This is a genomic window from Hungatella hominis (genome assembly GCF_014288005.1).
GTDB lineage: Bacteria > Bacillota > Clostridia > Lachnospirales > Lachnospiraceae > Hungatella > Hungatella effluvii.
The window spans coordinates 454,030-474,823 of sequence record NZ_JACOPB010000001.1 but is presented as its reverse complement, the minus strand read 5'-3'; the positions used below and the strand labels follow the sequence as shown (position 1 = coordinate 474,823).

20 protein-coding genes and 1 tRNA gene are annotated in these 20,794 nt (G+C 50.2%); 7 read left to right on the top strand and 14 right to left on the bottom strand.

All coding sequences use genetic code 11. From position 1 onward, the window contains the following. Window positions 1–2: 2 nt before the first annotated feature. Entirely contained in the window at window positions 3–1,355 is a 1,353-nt protein-coding gene (locus H8S75_RS02210) for an MATE family efflux transporter (protein ID WP_349768847.1), read from the bottom strand. 179 nt (window positions 1,356–1,534) lie between these two features. Between H8S75_RS02210 and H8S75_RS02205 the strand changes: the two genes are divergently transcribed. Both H8S75_RS02205 and H8S75_RS33035 read left to right on the top strand, forming a co-directional pair. Further along, window positions 1,535–1,705: a DUF1540 domain-containing protein gene (locus H8S75_RS02205; RefSeq protein WP_070102457.1), complete on the top strand. Its 171-nt coding sequence runs from the start codon at window positions 1,535–1,537 to the stop codon at window positions 1,703–1,705. 595 nt (window positions 1,706–2,300) lie between these two features. Next, the gene (locus H8S75_RS33035) at window positions 2,301–2,423 is read left to right on the top strand and encodes a hypothetical protein (RefSeq protein ID WP_279288617.1); all 123 of its coding nucleotides are present in this window, start codon (window positions 2,301–2,303) and stop codon (window positions 2,421–2,423) included. Window positions 2,424–2,907: 484 nt separating this feature from the next. On the opposite strand, the gene H8S75_RS02200 is transcribed toward H8S75_RS33035, so the two are convergent. From H8S75_RS02200 to H8S75_RS02155, 10 genes are all read right to left on the bottom strand, one after another. Further along, window positions 2,908–4,101 (bottom strand): ABC transporter substrate-binding protein, encoded by a 1,194-nt coding sequence (locus tag H8S75_RS02200; protein ID WP_187019004.1) that lies wholly within the window; start codon window positions 4,099–4,101, stop codon window positions 2,908–2,910. Between the two features lie 20 nt (window positions 4,102–4,121). Next, the gene (locus H8S75_RS02195; protein ID WP_207729044.1) at window positions 4,122–4,880 is read right to left on the bottom strand and encodes a Rossmann-like domain-containing protein; all 759 of its coding nucleotides are present in this window, start codon (window positions 4,878–4,880) and stop codon (window positions 4,122–4,124) included. 3 nt (window positions 4,881–4,883) lie between these two features. Further along, window positions 4,884–5,666 carry an ABC transporter ATP-binding protein gene (locus H8S75_RS02190; protein ID WP_187019002.1) on the bottom strand — a complete coding sequence of 261 codons (783 nt, stop codon included), beginning with the start codon at window positions 5,664–5,666 and terminating at the stop codon, window positions 4,884–4,886. A gap of 13 nt (window positions 5,667–5,679) precedes the next feature. Next, entirely contained in the window at window positions 5,680–6,693 is a 1,014-nt protein-coding gene (locus tag H8S75_RS02185; RefSeq protein ID WP_187019000.1) for a FecCD family ABC transporter permease, read from the bottom strand. Next, window positions 6,693–7,334, bottom strand: coding sequence for a nucleoside-triphosphatase (locus tag H8S75_RS02180; protein WP_187018999.1), 642 nt, complete (start codon window positions 7,332–7,334; stop codon window positions 6,693–6,695). Before H8S75_RS02180 ends, H8S75_RS02185 begins: the two co-directional genes overlap by 1 nt. Further along, complete coding sequence (locus H8S75_RS02175; protein ID WP_187018997.1) at window positions 7,331–8,356, bottom strand: XdhC family protein; 1,026 nt, start codon at window positions 8,354–8,356, stop codon at window positions 7,331–7,333. The genes H8S75_RS02180 and H8S75_RS02175 overlap by 4 nt, the downstream gene beginning before the upstream one ends. Before the next feature lie 5 nt (window positions 8,357–8,361). Further along, window positions 8,362–9,294: an NTP transferase domain-containing protein gene (locus tag H8S75_RS02170; RefSeq protein WP_187018995.1), complete on the bottom strand. Its 933-nt coding sequence runs from the start codon at window positions 9,292–9,294 to the stop codon at window positions 8,362–8,364. A gap of 193 nt (window positions 9,295–9,487) precedes the next feature. Further along, window positions 9,488–9,967 carry a GNAT family N-acetyltransferase gene (locus H8S75_RS02165; RefSeq protein WP_187018993.1) on the bottom strand — a complete coding sequence of 160 codons (480 nt, stop codon included), beginning with the start codon at window positions 9,965–9,967 and terminating at the stop codon, window positions 9,488–9,490. 129 nt (window positions 9,968–10,096) lie between these two features. Then, window positions 10,097–11,446 (bottom strand): magnesium transporter, encoded by a 1,350-nt coding sequence (mgtE, locus tag H8S75_RS02160; RefSeq protein ID WP_187018992.1) that lies wholly within the window; start codon window positions 11,444–11,446, stop codon window positions 10,097–10,099. Window positions 11,447–12,342: 896 nt separating this feature from the next. Continuing rightward, window positions 12,343–14,892 carry a transglycosylase domain-containing protein gene (locus H8S75_RS02155; RefSeq protein WP_187018990.1) on the bottom strand — a complete coding sequence of 850 codons (2,550 nt, stop codon included), beginning with the start codon at window positions 14,890–14,892 and terminating at the stop codon, window positions 12,343–12,345. 160 nt (window positions 14,893–15,052) lie between these two features. Between H8S75_RS02155 and H8S75_RS02150 the strand changes: the two genes are divergently transcribed. The 4 genes from H8S75_RS02150 (at window position 15,053) to H8S75_RS02135 (ending at window position 17,791) form a co-directional block, all read left to right on the top strand. Next, a tRNA-Thr gene (locus H8S75_RS02150) sits at window positions 15,053–15,125 on the top strand. A 208-nt stretch (window positions 15,126–15,333) separates the two neighbouring features. Beyond that, window positions 15,334–15,477: a hypothetical protein gene (locus H8S75_RS02145; protein ID WP_155521551.1), complete on the top strand. Its 144-nt coding sequence runs from the start codon at window positions 15,334–15,336 to the stop codon at window positions 15,475–15,477. A gap of 933 nt (window positions 15,478–16,410) precedes the next feature. After that, window positions 16,411–16,902: a zinc ribbon domain-containing protein gene (locus H8S75_RS02140; protein WP_187018988.1), complete on the top strand. Its 492-nt coding sequence runs from the start codon at window positions 16,411–16,413 to the stop codon at window positions 16,900–16,902. A gap of 13 nt (window positions 16,903–16,915) precedes the next feature. After that, a complete protein-coding gene (locus H8S75_RS02135) occupies window positions 16,916–17,791 on the top strand; it encodes an Rv1352/Rv1906c domain-containing protein (RefSeq protein ID WP_187018986.1) in 876 nt (291 codons plus the stop codon). A gap of 69 nt (window positions 17,792–17,860) precedes the next feature. On the opposite strand, the gene H8S75_RS02130 is transcribed toward H8S75_RS02135, so the two are convergent. Then, window positions 17,861–18,208: a hypothetical protein gene (locus H8S75_RS02130; protein WP_187018985.1), complete on the bottom strand. Its 348-nt coding sequence runs from the start codon at window positions 18,206–18,208 to the stop codon at window positions 17,861–17,863. A 148-nt stretch (window positions 18,209–18,356) separates the two neighbouring features. Between H8S75_RS02130 and H8S75_RS02125 the strand changes: the two genes are divergently transcribed. Next, entirely contained in the window at window positions 18,357–18,629 is a 273-nt protein-coding gene (locus H8S75_RS02125) for a helix-turn-helix domain-containing protein (protein ID WP_002603284.1), read from the top strand. 55 nt (window positions 18,630–18,684) lie between these two features. Here the strand turns inward: H8S75_RS02125 and H8S75_RS02120 are convergent, their stop codons facing one another. Next, the gene (locus H8S75_RS02120; RefSeq protein WP_187018983.1) at window positions 18,685–19,647 is read right to left on the bottom strand and encodes an L-lactate dehydrogenase; all 963 of its coding nucleotides are present in this window, start codon (window positions 19,645–19,647) and stop codon (window positions 18,685–18,687) included. Between the two features lie 68 nt (window positions 19,648–19,715). After that, window positions 19,716–20,783 (bottom strand): type IV pilus twitching motility protein PilT, encoded by a 1,068-nt coding sequence (locus tag H8S75_RS02115; RefSeq protein ID WP_002603282.1) that lies wholly within the window; start codon window positions 20,781–20,783, stop codon window positions 19,716–19,718. Window positions 20,784–20,794 lie beyond the last annotated feature (11 nt).

Here is a 20,794-nt window from a genome sequence, read left to right as displayed (position 1 = left end):
GTCTATTCTCCTTTCGGAATCCATTTAGCCTTTGCGCTGTAGACGCAGTCCATCAGCATCGTCGTCATCCAGGTGATTGGATAGCACCACATGACAGCCTCAAAACTCGGAAAAAATGGAACCAGTAAATTAATATATATCATGCGCAGGATACACATGTTTCCAACGCCGATCAACATGGAAACCATGGTTCTTCCGCTTCCCCGGATACTTCCCATCAGGATCTGGTGAATCGCAATGGACCAGTAAAACGGAAGCAGGATGGCCATGGTAGTATGCCCGAAGGCGATAACCGCCTCATCCGGCGAGAAGATGCGGAGAATCTTGTCCGCATTTAAATAAAGGAGGACCGAGATAAAGGCCGTATAAATCAGGCTGATGGCAATTCCCTGAAACATCCCATCCTTGACACGTTTTGCCTTTTTAGCGCCTATATTCTGGCCTGTGAAGGTGGTCGAAGCCATACAGAAGCTCTGAAGCGGCAGCATGGCGAAGCCATCCACCTTGCTGTAGGCGCCGTAGCCCGCCATGGCGGCCGCTCCGAAGCCATTGATGTTCGCCTGGACGATAACATTGGACAGGGATATGATGCTCTGCTGAATTCCGCTCGGTATGCCCAGCTTTAAGATCCGCTTCATCATGCGCCGGTCGATCCTGATCTGGGTAGGGACCAGACGGTAGCTGTCCTCCGTTTTCATCAGCGTCCGCACCGTAAGCACGGAAGAAACTGCCTGCGCTATCACGGTGGCATAACCGACACCGGCCGTCCCCATATGGAATACCACCACAAAAACCATGTCCAGAATAATGTTTACCACAGAAGACACACACAGATAATAGAGAGGCCGCCTGGAGTCTCCCACCGCCCTCAGCACTCCAGCGCCCATGTTGTATACCAGATTGAACAGGGAACCGCAGAAGAAGATGCGCAGGTAGGCGACAGAATTAGGCATAACCTCTTCGGGCGTGCCCATCCATTTCAGGATCAGAGGGGACAGAAGCACGCCCAGCACGATCAGCAGCGTGCCTCCGATCAGACTCAGCGCCATGCATGTATGCACCGCCCAGTGAAGCTTCTGATCGTCCTTCGCCCCGTAATACTGGGAGATAATCACTCCCGCGCCGGTGGCGATTCCCATAAACATGCCGATGATCAGATTGATCAGGGAGTTGCTGGAACCAACCGCAGCCAGTGCCTCGCTGCCGATGAAGTTTCCAACCACGATGGAATCCACAGTATTATACAGCTGCTGAAAAAGATTGCCTACCAGAAGCGGCATGGAAAACGCCAAAAGCTGCTTCCAGATTACGCCTTCCGTCATGATCACCTGTTTTGTCTTCTGTTTCTGTCCCACCCCTACGACCTCCCTAAAGCCTTTCTGTCAAATTTTTTTCAATGAAAATAGTATACACCCAAACATACAATCTAACAAGTCCCAGAGCGTGTTTGAAAACTGCGCTGACATTCATCCGTATATTTTCTTCATTTCTGCAGATAATATTACCGATAAAATGATGAAGGAGGTATTGAATTATGTTAGTAAACGGAAAGAACGAATGTATCCATTGTACAATCAATAACTGCACTTACCATGCCAAGAACGAGGATTACTGTACTCTTGAAGCGATCAAGGTAGGTACTCACGAGTCCAATCCGACCATGAAGGAATGCACAGACTGCGAGTCTTTTGTAAACAAGGCTTAAATATCTGCGCATATATGAAGAAAATACGCGAAGCCATTTCCCGGCTTCGCGTATTTTTTTAGAATTGGGGTTTTGTGTGGGAGGTACGCGGACTTTTGCGTGAGGTATCAAGGAAACGGAAGCGGGGGTGACAGGGAGGGAACCGCTCAGGGATTCCGAGGGGGTGGGACTAAGGGAAAACAGCCCCCTCCGCAGGGGTCCCGGGCAATTCGACCGAACGCCTGATGCGTTCGCTCTCAGTGCCCGCGAACTCGCGTCCTGAAAACGCGATTTCGCCCCTGCTCCAGGGACTGTTTTCCCTAAGTCCCACCGACCTCTGCATCATTCGCTATTCCCTCCCTGTCACCCCCGCTTCCGTTTCCGGCTAGGCTGCGAAAAAGTCCGCTGGGTACTGGCTACACAAGGGAAGAAAGATATAGCTGGCTCTGCTCTATGGAACTGGCTGTAAAAGCAGGCGGTAAGAGGCCGTCAGCGCCCCCGGTTCTGTCTGGCAACAGACCGAATTAAACACTGACTGCAATTCGTTTGATCCCTGAAATTTCACAAAACATCAGAGGCCAACACAGTTTATACATACAGAAGGAAACATTATGATATGCGAGATCATGTATATGTCTTGGCTCTGGCAGGGACTGGGGAATCAATCCTGTTTACAATGACACTCCTGTCCATCAGTAAGAACCTGTGGTTTCTCGCAAAAGATGAGGATAATGTATAACGATAAAAGAAAAATTTAAACAGGCGGCCGACAAAACCTGCAAAAAATATTACGAAACGCCGCCTTAAGATAAAACCGTTGTTTATTGACTAAGATATAATCCCAGATACTTTCCACCTGTTTTTATGGCCGGTTCAATGATGTCTTTCCACCCCTTATGGAGCCAGGACACAGCGGACTTTTTCACAGCCTGGCCGGAAAAGGGAGAGCGGGCGGCAGGGAGGGAAAGGTGAATGATGCAGAGGTCGGTGGGACTTAGGGTGAACAGCCGCCGGAGCAGGGGCAAAATCGCGTTTTCAGGACGCGATTTTGCGGGCACTGAGAGCGAACGCATCAGGCGTTCGGTCGAATTGCCCGGGACCCCTGCGGAGGGGGCTGTTCGCCCTTAGTCCCACCCCCTCGGAATCCCTGAACCTTTCCCTCCCTGCCGCCTGCTCTCCCTTTTCCTCAATCCCTATGCAAAAGTCCGCGTACCCGCGCACCCTCATCCCCTAACCGCATTCTTCAGTATTGCCTCCAATTTTTCGTCCGTCACATCGATATGATAGAAAAGCTGGTAGAAACTCTTCACTTCTTCCCGAATATCCGACATATAGATCTCCGGATATACGAGACTGCCAAGCCACTCGATGCCGATCATACGGTTTACAGAGGGCGGGCTGCTCATAAAGCTGTATGGAGCAGTCGGTATTTTAAAGATTTTCCCGTTTTTCACAGCATCCAGCTCCTGCCACATGGGATCCGCGGTAAGCGTATCATAGAGCTTCTGGGAATCCACGATGATCAAATCCGGGTTCCAGAGCAGTACCTGTTCGAAGGAGACTTCGCTTCCGCCTCCACTGGATACCGCTTCCACATCGGCCGCATTGACCGCTCCGATCCGATCGATCACGTCGGCGTGGATGGAGCCTTTGGCATTGGTATGAAGGCCGTCTTCACCAAGTCCAAAATATACGCTCTTTCTGTCTGCGTCAGCAATGGCCGCCGCATTCTGATCTGCCTTTCCGATCTCTGCCCGGCAGTAATTCGCCAGTTTCCCGGCCTGCTCCTTCTCGCCGGTGATATCTCCCAGCATCTCGTAGGCGTCTGCCATAGTGGGAAGCGTCGCTTCTACAAAGATAACCGGAATATTCAACTGCTCCTGAAGAGCATCCATGTCCTCTTTCACCGTCTTCTTCGCCTCTCCTATGTCAATGATGACTTCCGGCGCTTCTGCAATCAGAGCTTCCATGTTAAGACTTGCGTTCTTTCCGTAGAACTGTCCGAATTTTGGCAGTCCCCAGTACTTTTCATCGATATACTGTTTCGCCTCATTGGAGAAATCAGCCGCCAGACCTGCCAGCTTATCCGGGCTCACCGTGTAGAGTACGATCTGGGCCAGGGGACCGGAGGGCGCGATCTTCGTGATTTCCGAAGGGATCTCCACCTCTCTCCCGGCTGAGTCCGTGATAATTCTCGTTCCTTCCGCCTGCGCAACCTTGACTCCGGCCGCAGAATCTGCCTTATCCGTCTCCCGTGAAGCCGCCGCTGTCGTGTCCGCTGTCGCCGCGGCAGTGGTCTCCACCGCAGTCTGCTGTGTCTCTCCGGCATTTCCGGATCCTTTGGCACAGCCGCCAAGTCCCATCATCATGACTGCAGCGAGCGACAGGCCCAGCCATATGTTTTTTCTTTTCTTCATGATATTGCCTCCCTTATTTGTTAATTCTGATATCCTGCTCTCACGGGTATACCGGAGCGCACTACCGCCCGGTGGCTGCCGTGGCGGATGTAGCGTTCTGTCTTTGCCATATCCGTAATCAGCGTTCCGGCCAGCTCCTTCACGCCAAATTCAAACAGCGCCGGCGCCATCGGGACGCTGGGTCCCACCAGAATCACCCTGGCATTGCCGGACAGTTCCAAAAGTCTTGGAAGCGTCTTATTCACCAGAGTGAACCCTGTTATGTAGATGTAATCCATGTCCGGCAAAATGTATTCGCAGGCCGTATCCGGATAGTCTCCCTCCCGCGGTTCCCTCTCCAGAACAAAGAGTCCTCCTGCCTTTTCCAGATAGCGCTCCGCATAATGGAAATGGCCGATAGTCGCCACTTTTTTTCCCGCAAACGCGTCTCCCGGCGCCGCAAACGTATCGCAGCTTTCCAGGATTTTTACGCCCTCATACGCGGCGATTCCATCCATCAGCACAGACTCCCGGTTATAATAGGCGTTGATGGCCGCCGCTCCGATTCCGGCCTCCAGAAAGTTCCAGGAGGAAATCAGGGACGCCGCCTGTCTCCAGGTCATGCCCCGTTCCCATTCCTCTTCCTCCAGGATGCGCGGCCGGCTCTCCAGCCTCTGGTTGGCGGCCGCCCCCGCCGCTCCTCCGGCTCTCACCATGGTACAGCTTGTTCCCACGATTATTTCATCCACCGGAACATCGTCCGGTATCGGCTCTATCAGCCGTTCATACAGTTCCCACATAATTTATTCCCCCTTCACCCGATCGGGCATACACAGCTTTCTCCCCGTGTCTCCCGCATCAAACAAACGAACCGGTATGCCGTACATGGTCTCCAGAAGCGATTCTGTCAGCACCTCCTCCGGCTTTCCAAATGCCTTTATCATCCCGTCTGAAAGCACCGCAGCCTGATCGGCATAGAGAAACGCCTGATCCGGGCTGTGGGTAGACTGTACGATTAAATATCCCTCGCCGGCAAGCCGCTTTAACTCCTCCATGACTCTGGCCTGATTGCCGTAGTCCAGGTTTGCACACGGCTCATCCATAATGAGAATTCCAGCCTGCTGTGCGATCGCCCTGGCTATCAGCACCAACTGCTGTTCCCCTCCGCTTAAATGCGCATAAGAGCGCTCCGCCATCGCGTCGATCCTCATGGTCTTAAGCGCATCAAATGCCGCCTCCCGCTGTTCCCTGCCAGGGCTCTTTAATCCCTGAAGCGACGATGTGGTTCCCATCATCACCATGTCCAAAACCGAAAAGGCAAACGCCTGATCGTGATTCTGGGGGATATAGGCAATCTTTCTGGCCAGTTCTTTCTCTTTAAGCGTTCGGAGGTTCACCCCATCGGCCATGATTTTCCCGTGGTACCCCTTTAAGAGGCCCAGAATACACCGGAACAGCGTGCTCTTACCGGCACCGTTTTTCCCCAGCATACAGACGAGATTTCCCGTTTCCACGGAAAAATCCACGCCCTTCAGGACGGGAAAGCACCGGTAGCCGAAGGTCAGATTTTCTACGATCAGCCCCATATTCTACCACCTCTCAAAGTTTATTTCCTTCCCTCAGGATCAGCCAGAGGAAAAACGGCGCTCCCACAAATGCGGTGAGAATTCCGATGGGTATCTCGCTGGTCGCCAGAAGCCTGGCGAAGTTATCGACCACCAGTAAAAAGCTTGCGCCCAAAAGCAGAGAGGCTGGAAGCATCTTCCGGTAGTCGCTTCCCACCAGCAACCGGGCAAAGTGAGGTATTACCAGCCCCACCCAGCCGATCAGACCGCTGACCGACACGGCCGCCGATGTAATAAGCGTCGCACAGAGCACCACGGCAAGCCGGACCGCACTGGTATCGACACCGATACAGCGCGCTTCTTCCTCACCCAGTGTCAGCACATTGATCTTCCAGCGCAGCAGGTAAATGGGGATGATCCCGCCGATGATCCACGGCGCCGCAAAGGCTAAATCCTTAGGCCGGATCGAGGCCAGGCTTCCCATGAGCCAGTATGTGATCACCGGCAGCGTATTATTGGGGTCCGCAACGAGCTTTAAAAATGACACAGCCGCCGTAAACAGGGAGCTGATCATCATTCCGGCCAGCACCAGGCCCAGCGTCTGGTTGTATTTCACGCGGCTGCTGATCAGACAGACCGCCCCAACAGCCGACAGTCCCAGAACAAACGCCAGAAACGATACTCCCTGGTAGGAGAATGAGAGGAACAGCCCCAGGGCGGCTCCAAATCCGGCGCCTGACGACGCTCCCAGCACATCCGGCGAGACCATGGGATTCTTAAATATTCCCTGATAGGCTGCTCCCGCCGCCGCCAGTCCTGCACCGATCAGCGCCGCCATTAACACCCGGGGAAGGCGGACGTTGAAAAGAACCGTCTCTACCTGCGAAGGCCAGTCCGGTGTAACTGGAATGACTCTCGATGCCAGCACCCGAATCAGCGTCCATGGTTCAATCGGATATCTTCCCAGCATGAAGGAACCGAAAAAGCAGACTGCAAACAGAACCACCATTGCGGTGAGCCGCACTCGCACCCGATGTTTATCTGCCATCACTTTTCACTCCCTTTCTCTGTTGTTCCGGAAAGCCGCAGGTCTATGATCCGCCTGATTTCCATTTTCTCCGCTTCGCCTCCGTCAAAGGCCAGAATCCGGCAGCCGAAGCGCTGCTCCATCTGTGCTTCCAGCCACTCCCTGTCGGGAGCTGCATTGGCTGGAAGCGGAATTCTCGTACCCAAAGAGGCCAGATTTCCCGAATGCTTCAGAACTCCGACACAGAAGGCCGGACTCCCGAGCAGCCGTTCCAGCCGCTCCATGAACGGCTTTACCTTCAGTTCCACGCCGCCGATCTCATCGATATAGCAGAAACGGTACTGTTCCGGATATTCCAGCAGGCGGTTCAGTATCTCCGCTCCCAGCGTCTCAAACACTTCCGGATATTTTCTCCATCCCTCCGGTGTCCGCTCAATGAAAATGCCCTTTATGCCAGGCTCATAGGTCCTCGTCACAGAAGGTATTACTTCCATGTTCTCCACCGGCAGGAAGCGAAATCCCGCAGTCTCACCGTCTCCGTCTGTCAGGCGCTGGGTCAAAAATCCCCCCGCGCCCTTCCAGTAAGGCTCCAGGCAGGACAGGAGACACGTCGTCTTCCCGGCCCCGGACCGTCCCTTTAAAAAGAGATGGCGCTCTGTCATTTCGTCCGGCCCTCTCTCCTGGCTCTTACCATAATCAGTTCGCCCGCCACGCTGATGGCGATTTCCGCGGGAGTCTCCGCCAGAATCGCCAGTCCGATCGGGCTGTAGAACCGCTCGATATCCTGGTCGGTGAAGCCCTCTGCCTTCAGTTTTCCGGCAAGCGTCATCAGCTTCTGGCGGCTTCCCATCACTCCGATATAGTGGGCCGGCGTCTTAAGAACCTGTTTCTGAACGTCGTAGTCACACTGATGGCCTCTCGTCATGATCACAACGTAATCCTGCTCGCGGATTGTCACCTTATCAAAGACACTTGTAAAATCACCGACTATGGTATTCACCGCATCCGGAAACAGTCTGCTGTTGGCAAATTCAGGGCGGTCATCATAAACCACGCATTTGAATCCCACATGGGCAATCACCGGAACCAGTTCCTGCGCCACATGGCCGCCGCCGAACACGTATACCGTACCAGCTCTCTGAAGCGGCTCGCTGTAATACTTTCTGCCGCTTACGGAGGTCTGCACCGCCTTTGCCTGTGTCAGCGGTTCTATATCGCCCTCCACGGTGATTCCGGCAAATCCGCGGCTTTCCGAATAGAGCCCCACGGCCCAGGCCGTCTCGTCCGTAATATCAGTAATAATCCAGCTGTCCTCATCCCGCTCACACGCCTGGATGCCTTCCTCACAGATGGCAAGAAAATCCTGGTTGTCCGGGCTTACATACTGGAAATAGACCACTACGTCTCCGCCGCAGATCATTCCTAAATCCGCCACCTGGCCTTTTACCAGTTTAAAGCCCTTGCTGAAGGAGCTTTTACTCTCCAGCACATCGAGAGCCATGCGTCCCGCCTGATATTCTACCGCGCCGCCGCCAATGGTTCCCATGGTTGTCCCGTCTTTTCTGACGATCATCCTGGCTCCCGCGCCCCTCGGCGTGGAACCAGAACCGGCGATCACCGTCACCAGTACCAGGTCGTCTCCCTGCTCCAGAATCTGCTTCATCTCTTCGAATAACTGTTTCATCCCCATTACCTCTCATCTCCAAAATATTTTTCAAACAATCGTGAAGCATGGCTGTTCATCTCCTGCTCCATCTGCAAAAAACGGTTTAAAAAGTCCTTCGTCTTCGGAGTCAGCTGTGAAAAGCCGCCCTCCGCTCCGCCCGACTGGGTGATTAATAGCGGATAGCCAAGCTCCCGCTCCGCGGTCTTCATGATTTTCCAGCCCTTACTGTAGGACATGTGCATCTGTTTGCACGCCGTCTGCATGGACCCGGTATGATCGATCAGCGACAGAAACTGGGCGATTCCCGGTCCAAAAAAGACTTCGTCGCATTCCAGATAGAGTGACATACGGCTGTGAAGCGGCAGCTTGCCATGATTTCCGCTCATGGCCATGGCACAGTCTTCATCCGTCTCCACGGCCTGAATGATCCCTCTGTCATCCACCGGAATCTCCTCCAGCACCGCATCCGCTTCCGGCTCCCGCAAAAAACTGCGCAGCCCGTACTCTCCCTGGTAGTTCAGGATCTTCGGGATCCAGTCCGCTGCTATCATCACCGGATGGCCTCTTCTGCCCTCATATACGGGACAGCACAGTGTCGCTTCACTTTCCATAATCTTTTCGATGGTCTCCGACAGCAGCAGCGGAACCTTTGTCGGCATGACCAGCACCCGGTCACACAGGTCCTCGATGTAGTTTAATCCCATGCAGATACTGTCGAACAGCTGAGTCGTCGCATACTCTCCATTCCTTAAGCATACCACGCGCATCTTGGAAATATGCTTCTCCAGTTCCTCTCCCCTGTCTCCCGTAATCACCACCACCGGCTCCACGCCGGCTCTCTGAAGCGTTATGATAATCCGCTTCACCGCAGTCGTGTCCCCGACCGGAAGCATGGGCTGGAAGCTGGTAGTCGAGCTTTTATGGCCCGCAGCAAGTATAACTGCTCCTGTGGTCATTGATTTCCTCCTCTCTAGCGTTATTTTTACAAAAACATTACGATAGGTAAAGTGTAGCATATTATACGGGGAATGTAAAGGGAATACATGGAAATAAGGGGAGATGAGTACGCCCCAGTGATGGAGGAGAGGCTCCATAAGTAAAAAGCAAGAGATAAATAGAACGGGATTCGAACTAGAAGCGGGATTCTGATTAAAATATCAGTTCATAATCTATATAGTCACCTGCAAATGGCGTATCTTTATTTTCTCTTACTGATGTTTTCTTAAATCCTACACTTTCATAATTTTTTTGAGCGGGTATTAGTATACCATTCGTTGTTACAACAGCTTTTTGGGTCCCGCTCTTTTTAATTCTTGCAATTGCTTCCCGCAATTGCTCTTTCCCATAACCGCAGCCTTTATATTCACTTAAAATGCAGTTATGACCTATGATCACATAGTCCGGATTATTCCTCGGATCCCATGAAATGTGACCGATTGCTTTCCCATTCAAGACAGTTATGAACCCGCATTTGTCTGCAATATTTAAATTAGAATAAAAAAAGCAGTCATACTCTTTCCACATTTCTTCCCAATATTTTTTAAAACTATCATGGAAAGAATATGCACTGCTTAGTTGGCTGTATAATGTTCCTTTTGGAAAATCACTGATTTTCTTATACTCTATCATAAATAATACTCCCTTTCACACAAACCTCTAGCGGCGGCCAGTACCCAGCCCCATATCTTCCGGGTGGTTTGGTTCCCCCGCCCCACCTCTCCCCAAAACACCCGGAAGACATGGGGCGTACCTCCTATTCTATAAGCCCAGCAGCGAACACGCCAGCTGGAAATAAATAATCAAACTCACCGCATCCACAATCGTCGTTATCAGCGGAGCCGCCATGATGGCCGGATCCATATGGAACACTTTTGCCGCAATCGGGAGCACGCATCCGATGGTTTTGGCAATAACAACGGTTACCATCAGGCTCAGAACTACGGTCAGGCACAGCATTTCTTTGCCCGGATAAAGAATTACGAGGCGGACGTAATTGACGAAACCCAGAATGGCTCCGACGATAATTCCCACACGCAGCTCTTTCCAGAGCACTTTAAATAAGTCGCCCGGCTCAATCTCACCTACTGCCATACCACGGATAATCATGGTGCTGCTCTGGCTTCCTGCGTTACCGCCGGTGTCGGTCAGCATGGGAATAAAGGTTACCAGAAGCGGGATCACCGCGAAAGCGGCCTCGTACTTTGCCAGGATTCCGCCGGTTATCATACTGCTGATCATCAGAATCAACAGCCAGGCAATCCTGTTTTTGGCCAGCTGGAAGACACCTGTCTTTAAATACGGCTTTTCACTGGGAAGCATGGCCGCCATCTTTTCGAAGTCCTCGGTTGCCTCCTGTTCCATGACATCGACCACGTCATCCACCGTCACAATACCGACGAGGCGTTCTTCATGATCTACCACCGGAAGACTCAAAAGGTCGTATTTTTGAAAGCTGTCCGCCACTTCTTCCTGATCTTCGGTGGTAAAAGCCTTAATAACACGGGTATCCATGATATTTCCGATTATTTCCTCGTAGGGATTCATCAGTAAGTCCTTTACCGTGACAACACCTTCCAGCCTCCGTTTCGCATCCATGACATAGCAGGTGTAAATAGTCTCTTTATCCACCCCGTTTTTCCGGATATAGGCAAACGCCTGCTCCACGGTCATGGACTGCTTAAGCCCTACATACTCTGCCGTCATGATGCTGCCGGCGCTGTTTTCCGGATAGTTTAAAAACTGGTTGATCAGTTTTCTCGTGTCGGGCCTGGCATTTTTAAGCACACGTTTTACCACATTGGCCGGAAGCTCCTCCAGCATATCAACCGCATCGTCCACGAACAGATCATCCACAATGGTCCCCAGTTCATAGTCCGTGATGCTGTTAATAATATGCTCCTGCTTATCCACCTCCAGGCATGCAAATACGTCCGAGGCCAGCTCCTTGGGCAGCATCCGGAAGACTACCACCGTCTTCTCTGAATCCAGTTCTTCGATAAAGGTGGCGATATCCACCTCGTTCATCTCTGTCAATACGTCTTTTAATTTACGAAACTGACGGGTAAACAGCAGGTCCATCAGTTCTTCCATGTTAAAATTCTCCTGCATTTTTCTTCTCCTTCCATACGAACCTTATTTTTCAAGTGTGGTTTACCGTGGAAGCAGCACGCAAAAATAGCCATCCCTGAGGGACATACCCCCAGGAAATGGCTATCATAAGCGCAAAAGACTATTCTTTAACGGCAGTGAAGACAGAGCAGTTCCGAAGTCATCGACTCTGCCCACACTACCACTCGCTTATGATAATTGTCTGCTTCCATCTTCTGACTTCGACCTTCCACTCTGGTTCACTTCCCTTCATCATTTATTTTAACTCATTTCTTGTTTCAATCCACTCTCGATAATTTCACAGAGTGCGACTACATCTTATAGATGCGCAGCTTGTTTTTGGCGTTTCATCCTTTCACCTATAGAGGCGGGGGAATTCTCGCTTGTTTTATAAAATCCTCATCTAGCATAACAGCTATCCGAATAAAAAGCAACCCTAAAATACAACCTACTGTTTGGAGAACGCAGACCAGAATTCTTCCATATATCTGGATGCAGTTGAAGAATCCAATTCCAGCTTCTCGATCAGTTTCTTAATTCTTAAGTCCGAGCGGACAGAGAACGCCTGATGAAATTGGCAGAAAGGAATACGGGAAGAAACCGGATACCGGTGGCGATAGCTTCTTATAAAGGCTGTCATCCGTTTTTGACAGCAGTATAACACAGGATTATTTATCCGGGCAAGCGCTTTTTTTCCTGTGGCGGAGAGACTAGTACTATTCCCCTGTCCTGTCCCGTGCGCTGTCACGATGGCAATCTGCCCGCAGCGCTCTGCGCTTCGGCTGTTCAATCTGTTTACAGAGGAAACCGGTTTGTAAGTGAAGAAAATTAAAAAACTACGTTAAAAAGAAAAGTTATTCACAATTCCTTTTTAACGTAGCGATTGTTTTCCTTCCTTACTGACCGCCTGGTCCGACTGCTTCGAATCCGCCTGGCGCCGCACCCGGCTGTACTCCAGGGGCCTGGCCGGAGGTGACCTCCTCCGTGCTGGAGGGCGCCTCGCCAGGTCTCGCCTCATGGGTGAATCCCGGCCCAATCTCCTGGGACGGCGGTATGCTCTGTTCCTCATACGGAAGTGCTTCCGCCCTGCCTGCCGCCTCATCGAACTGCTGCTTCAAAGCATCATACTGCTCCGTTCCGGCCAGCAGGTCCAGCATCGACTGTCCCTGGCTGATCATCTCCTGTATCGCCTCATCCCGGTAAGTCAGGCCATTTAATTCACCAATCAGCGCCGTAAGCCCTGCGGCCGCCTGTTCCTGGCCCTGTGCCGCGGCGTCTCTGGATGCCTGCTCGGCGGCAGCCCTGGAGTTTTCTTCCTTCATCTTCTGTTCCTCATCCCACTTCTTGGAGTTGGACCTCGCATTCTGCTCTGCTACAGAAGAAAACAGATCCTGTTTCCCGGTCTCCTGGCTGGTTTTCTCGCCTCTGGAGTCCACATTATAGTAGGCCACCGTTGACGGCATAACCCAGTCCTCAGCCGGAAGGCCCTCATTGCACTGCTTCATAAAATCATACCAGATCTTACCGGCATACGTCTTGCCGTAGACTCCCGGCATGGCTTTCGGTGTATCGTAACCGACCCAGACAGCGGTGGTATAGTACCTGGTATAGCCACAGAACCAGGTGTCCTTACTGCTGTTGGTCGTTCCCGTCTTCCCCGCTGCCGGTATTGAGAGTCCCAAACCGTATCCGGTACCGTATGGCTGGTTTAAAGTACCTTTTAAGACATCAGTGACCATATATGCCGTGTCCTCAGTGAAAATACGTTCCTCCGGCTGGTTTTCCTGATAGAGGTCGCCCTCGTACTGACTGTCAATGCCGGTGATACACGTATTGTTGCTGTACATGCCGCCATTAGCCAGAACGGAATACCCCCTTGCCATGTCCACGACACGGGCGCCTTCGGTAAATCCGCCGATACTCATGCTGGTATTCCAGTTATCCAGATAGCTGAGTCCCACAAAATGCATCTTATCGAGATAGCTCGTTCCGTAATCCACACCGATATCCGCCAGCACCTGCCAGGCGACCGTGTTTAAGCTCCGGTTAAGAGCCTCCCTTACGGAGACTTCACCGTAATATTTATTACCGCTGTTCTTCGGCCCCTTGTCAAATAAATGGTCGTTTACGATTCTCGACGGGTAGTAATACCCGGTTTCAAAAGCAGGCGCGTAGTCAATCAGCGGCTTGATCGTCGATCCGGGCTGACGTCTGCTTAAAAATCCTCTGTTATACTCATCATCGGTTCCTCGTCCGCCGGAAATCGCCACCACGTAGCCGGTCCGGTTATCGATGCAGACAGCAGCTCCCTGAAGCGCGTATTTCCCATTGTCCGAGACGTCGGTGAACTTCGCCAGCGTCTCATCGATACCTGCCTGAAGCTGCGTCTGAAGCGTACTGTCCAGGCTTGTATGAATCTCAAACCCGCCGTTGCGGATCAAATCGCTCTTCTCCTGGTATGCTTCCTGATAGCGCTCCTTATAATCGTTGTAAGCGGTCTCATCGGCAAAGGTGTATTCGAACTCGAAGCCGTCGTTCTTCATCAGTTCCTGGGCCGCACAGTGGACCGCATAGCTGGACTGGTAAGTCTCCTTCGTCCCTTCCTCGGTTACCTTGGCTACTGTAAGCGGCTGTGCCTTCGCTTCCTCGCACTCTGCCTCCGTGAGCATGCCGTTTTTCTGCATGTTGTCAATAATTTTATTTCTCTTTTCCAGGGCTGCCTCCGGGTGGGCCACTGGATTATAGCGTGACGGATTGTTGCTGATTCCTGCAAGGGTGGCCGCTTCCCAGACGGTTAAATCCTTTGCCTCTTTGTTAAAATAATAGAGGCTGGCCTTGGCCACTCCGTAACAGCGGTTTGCATAGAAATTAGTATTGCAGTAAAATTCCAGGATATCGGCTTTGGAATACTTTTCCTCCATCTGAGGCGCCGCAAATATCTCCGTAATCTTTCTGATAAATGATTTTTCCTGCGTTAAATACGTATTCTTAATGACCTGCTGTGTGATAGTGCTGCCGCCCTGGGTAATCTCTCCCTTATTCTTAACCAATGCCACACCCGCTCTCGCAAGGCCGATAAAATCCACACCGTGATGCTTATAAAAACGCTTGTCCTCCTGGGCAATATACGCATTCTGCAGATTCTCGCTGATTTCTGTAATCGGTACATACTCATAATGTCCTGTGTTGATAATTCCGATCACCTGTCCCGCTGAATCGTAGATCCTTGTATCCGATGGCTGCGAAAAATCTTCTCTCTTTGATTGTGCCACAATCTGATCCGCCCGTTCTTTACAGGCCGAAATCTCATCCCCGAACTTCAGATATACGATGCCGCCGGCTCCCAGCCCCAGAATCATCAGAATTAAAAAAATTGAGAATATCACTTTAATGGGCTTAAAAAATATGGCCCATGCACTTTTTCTTTTTCTGCGTTTCTTCTTCATGAAATACCTCCTGTCGCCACGTGGAAACAGTATACCACGGAAAAAAGCTTCCGTCAAAGATTCTCGATTTGGATAAAAAATTTTATAATTTTTCTGTTGACAAATATAATTTCTCATGCTACTATATATGAGGTTCGCTTGACGAGCTAAAACACAAAATGCTGATGTGGCACAGGTGGTAGCGCACCTCATTGGTAGTGAGGAGGTCACGGGTCCGAGTCCCGTCATCAGCTGGTTAAAACCCTTGATTATTCAAGGGTTTTTTTCTATTTATCTTTACTTCCCATCTGCCGGAAATGGCACTGCACTCCCCTATTGAAAGGTAAAGTTAATAAGCGTTTCTTTTGGCAGTCAGTAAATTAAGACTGCCTTTTTTCTCCAACAGCTCCACCCTATTATATATTTAACTTAGGGTGGGGCGTACTTTAAGGAGGATTTTATATGCATAAGATTAACAATGATGTGAAAAGAGATCAGAAGGTATTAAACCTTATAGAAATGCTGTGCCGCCTGGCCAGCCTTGAGGGATATACTATTACGAAGCTTTCACTTAAAGAGAATGTAACCGGCAGCACAATAAAATAAAACAAGCTAAGATATGATGGATATAATAATATAATAAAAAATAAGGTATAATAAAAGCAGGACAATCCGTAAAGACCATCACCTGCAATACCACAGTAACCCGATACAATATCATGCGCTCCATCTCTCTCGCCATTTATCGCTCTCCCCATTACTCACTATAATTTCCGAGAGATTGATTCTGCATTGCAGCATACCATTCAATAAATGCATACCGGTTCTTGCATACGCACTCAAAATTATAAGGCGGCCTGTGCAGACCGCCTCTATCATTTTTATCCATATGCTTCTATTATTCTCTTACTATTTTTTATACTCTTCGTACCCTTCATAGCCACATTCATTTTCTTTACGTCCACATTTTTTACAGCCATCATGGAAGCCGCTCCAGTAAAATTCTCTTAATACTTTTTCGAACCATTCACAGTTTTTGCCCTGATCCTGCTCGTGTTCATGCTCGCATTCACATTCATATTCGCGCCTGGGCTCATATTCACACTCCGGTTTGCACTCATGTCTGGGCTTGTACTCGCACTCGCGTTTTGGTTCGCATTCCCGTCTGCATTCACATTCATGTCTGCATTCGCATTCACGCTTAGGCTCACATTTTTCATAACATTTGCATCTACATCTGCATTTATAATTTTCACAACTCATAATTATTTATCTCCTTTAATATTGCACTACACAATATTATATGGGACAAGTAAGAATAGTGTGAATCGATGGATTTATGCACAGCGCAGCCACCGCAGCTGATCATGCGCCATCATGTAACTACATCACCGCCTCCCCCTTTTCCCAGTATATTCCAGCCGTATCACCCCAAAAACGTTGTATAGTTATTATAAATAAATATTCTGTACATTCCGTACACAAGAATTAAAACAGCCACTGGCGTTTTAATAAAAAAAACAAAAGGGGGGATTTTTTATGACTTGTCCACATTGTAATACCGCCATCTCCGACGGCAGCGTCTTCTGTTCTGCCTGTGGAAAACGTCTCGAACCAGCGGAGGAGCAGGTGCTGCCTGCGGATTCCACTGTTTGTCCGGGCTGCGGCTCCGTCAATTCCAGCGGCGCCAACTTCTGTACCAACTGCCGCGCACCGCTGTCCGAAACCGCGCTGGAACAGGTAAAGGCCAAGAATGACTTGCAGCTGCAGCAGGCTCAGGTAAAGATACAGGCTATGGCCCTGCAGGTTCAGCAGGAACAGTTAAAAATACAGCAGCAGCAATACGATTCCATGGCGAAATGCCCCAGATGCGGCTCCACTTCGCTGTCAGGCAATAAGAAGGGCTTCGGCATCGGGAAAGCGGTTATGGGCGCTGCGCTTGTAGGTCCGCTGGGTTTGGTAGCCGGTAATCTGGGCGCCAAAAAAGTTCAGGTCACCTGTTTAAACTGCGGCAAAAAATTTAAAATGTAGGGAGTTAATGAAAATGTTTTGCCGAAAATGCGGGACAGAATTTGATGGAAAATTCTGTCCAAACTGTGGGGAACCGACGGAAACAATACCGGAAACGCCGGCTCACCAGACAAGTATTAACGGAGTACCGGTAAAGGAACCATTCTATTCCAAAATTTGGTTTATTATGCTGATGCTGCTGTTCTGCTGTTTCCCAATCGGTCTCTTTCTGATGTGGAAATACAAAAAATTCAATAAACCGGCCAGAGTCATTATTACTCTTTTCTATGTAATCGTTTTTATTTTCGGACTCTCCAATGCCGGCTCGCAAACTTCACCCCCCGTACTGCCGGCCGCGGAAATATCCATGAGTGAACCAGCCGGTACAGAAGAAAAGAACACAGACCCTGCAGAGAACGGAGAAACCTCCGAACAGGCGAAAACCAGGTATAAAGCCAGCACCTACAAAGTAGGAAGCGACATTCCTGCAGGGGAATACGTCGTGTACTGCGACTCCTTCATGGGATACATAGAGACCGCAAAGGACAGCAGCGGAACCCTTGACTCCATCATTGCCAACGATAATATTTCCACCAATTCCATCGTCACCATCTCCGATGGACAGTATTTTAAGATGACCGGGTGCTATGCCGTTCCGATTGAAGAGGCAGGCAGTCCGGATACCAGCAGCGACGGTATGTTTAAGGTCGGCGTACACATTCCGGCAGGAGAGTATAAAATTGAGGTAGATGAGGATTCCGTTATCGGTTTTGGCTATGTCGAGATATCCAAGGACAGTTACCACGTACTCGACTCGATTATCTCAAATGATAATTTTGAAGGTTCGAAATATATCACCGTGAGCGACGGGCAGTACTTAAAGCTCACCGGATGCAGAATTGTTCCATAACTTCTCCATTTCAAATGCAGAGTGCCGGAAACAGACCATTTCCGGCACTCTTCCTTTCTTCATCTGCGATCATTTTATCAACACAATACCGGCATTTTCTTCCCTGCTGCCATCCTCACCCTCATAAATCATGATTACGCTGCATTTCCCCTTCTCCACATCGCTTTTCTTTCCGTAAAGCATTAGAATCACCCGGTTGGAAGGAACATCGTAATTCAGTTTCCTGTGCAGTCTTAAGATATTTTCTCCTGATATGTAAAGCGCTGGCCCGACAGTGTGGCTGACTGCCAGAATCGTCGTCTCCCTGCTGCCGGGAGAGCTGTAACTGTACTGGGCTAATATCTCATAATGTGGTATCATTCTGTATAGTGTCACCATCAGAATAACCGCGACTGCAAAACAGGAACATCTCTTCATTCGGTTCTTCCTTTCTTCTATGCATTTTCTTATACCTGTATTTTAATACATCTACGTAAATATATCTACTATAATATATCTATTTAAATACATCTTATTTTCTTAGATTTATTTACATATAATATCACTATACGGAAGGAGGCATTTTATGGGGCATATTAATATCAAGCTGGCTGATTTAATCTTCGAAAAAGGCAAAAGCAAAAACAAAGTCTGTTATCACTGTGAAGTCCAGCGGACTCAGCTGAACAATTACTGCAACAACAAGGTCTCCCGCGTCGACCTGGCCCTGATGGCAAGAGTCTGCGAGTATCTGGACTGTGATATCAGTGCAATTCTGGAGTATGTGAGCGATGAGGAAGATTTAAACGCCGAAGAGACCAAAGCATCCGAGGCCGCGGAAGAAAAGAAAAAGGACTAGCCGCTCAAACGGACGGCTGGTCCTTCTATTTCTTTTTCCGTTTTACCTTTGTCTATTATTTTTCCAGTTCATCGAAGCTGGCCCGGAGCGTGTCACAGGACTCGCCCAAACGCTTTTTTTCCTCTTCATTCAAATCCAGCGGAAGCACGCGGAAAATGCCGTTCTTGTTGATAATACAGGGAACGCCGGCATATACGTCGTTCTGCCCATACTCTCCACGCAGCATGGCGGATACGGTCAGCACACTGTTTTCATCTCCCAGAATCGCTCTCGTGATCCTGGACAGCGCCATACCGATTCCATAGTATGTGGCGCTCTTCGCCTCAATAATCTGGTATGCAGCCCCGCGCACCTCCTCCTCGATCCGTTTTAATTCTTCCCCGCAGATGACCTCCATCCCGCCTTCTCCCTGTTCATCACAAAGGGAAAGGATGGGCTTCGTGGCGATCATCGCCTGACTCCACGGAACAAATTCGCTGTCTCCGTGCTCTCCCATCACGTAGGCGTGGACATTACGCGGATCCACGGAAAGGGATTCTCCCAAAAGGTAACGCAGCCTGGCGGTATCCAGGGCAGTTCCGCTGCCCAGCACTCTCCGCGGATTGAAGCCGGAAAGCGAATACGTGATCCGGGTCATGATATCCACCGGATTTGTCGCCACTAAGAATATTCCGTTGAATCCCGACTCCGTAATCGGGTCTACAATCGATTTAAATACCGCTGCATTCCGTTTTAACAGGTTTAGCCTGCTCTCCCCCGGCTTCTGTGCCACACCGGCGCAGATGACGGCGATATCCGCGTCTGACGTATCCTTATATTCCCCAGCGTAAATCTTCATGTTGGACGCAGAAAAGGCAAGTCCATGGTTTAAATCCATCGCCTCGCCTTCTGCCCTTTTTCTGTTGATGTCAATCAGAACCAGTTCATTACAGATATTCTGATTCAGCATGGAATATGCATAGCTCATACCCACCATACCGGTGCCGATGAGCGCCACTTTTCTCTTATCCGTTCTCATAATCAGTTCACTCTCCTGTCTTGTCTTACGGATAGTATAACTGGTTATGGGAAAAATATGCTTTATCCTTAACCCTGACGTTCGATTTTTTTCGCCATCAGCTCACCATTGCTGCTGTAGATCACGGCGCTTTCTTTTGTAATCATCCCCTTCTTATAGAGGTTTAAAAGGCTGGTGTCCATGGATACCATTCCTTCCGACTGTCCTGTGGCAATCACGCTGTCGATCTGGTGCGTCTTGGACTCGCGGATCATGTTCCGGATTGCATTGTTGAAAAACATAATCTCAAAGGCCGGATAAACGCCGCCATCCACCGTGGGAATCAGCTGCTGGGACACAACCGCCTGCATGACCATGGATATCTGCATCCGGATCTGCTGCTGCTGATTCGGCGGAAAATTATCGATGATACGGTCTATGGTATTGGCCGCCCCGACCGTATGAAGCGTAGAAATGACGAGATGGCCCGTCTCCGCCGCCGTCATGGCAATCTGGATCGTCTCATAATCACGCATCTCACCTACCAGAATGACATCCGGCGCCTGACGAAGGGCTGCCCGGAGTCCGGAGACATAACTGTCCGTGTCCGTCACGATCTCTCTCTGGGTTACCACGCTCTTCTTATGACGGTGCAGATACTCGATCGGGTCCTCCAGCGTAATGACGTGGGCGTTTCTCGTATGATTGATCTTGTCAATGATACACGCCAGCGTCGTGCTCTTACCGCTGCCGGCCGGTCCCGTGACCAGGACGAAGCCCTTGGTCAGCTGGGCGATATCGATGATATTCTGTGGTATGTGAAGCGTCTCATAATCGGGCAGATCAAACGTAACCACCCGGATAACTGCGGCTAACGATCCCCTCTGCCGGAACACACTGGAGCGGAATCTCGACACACCGGGAAGGGCGAAGGAGAAATCGTCGTCTCCATGCTCTCTCACCTTCTCCATACTGCGGTTCCCCGCCAGTTCATAAAGTTCTGTGATCAGCGTCTCCATCTGAGCCGGAAACAGCTTCTCCTCATTCTGGCAGACAATTCTGCTGCCCAGCTTATAAGAGAACGGCATGCCGGGTACCAAAAAGATATCCGACGCATTCTGTTCCACAGCCGAACTCAACAAATCAATTACCTTCATACCTGCAAATC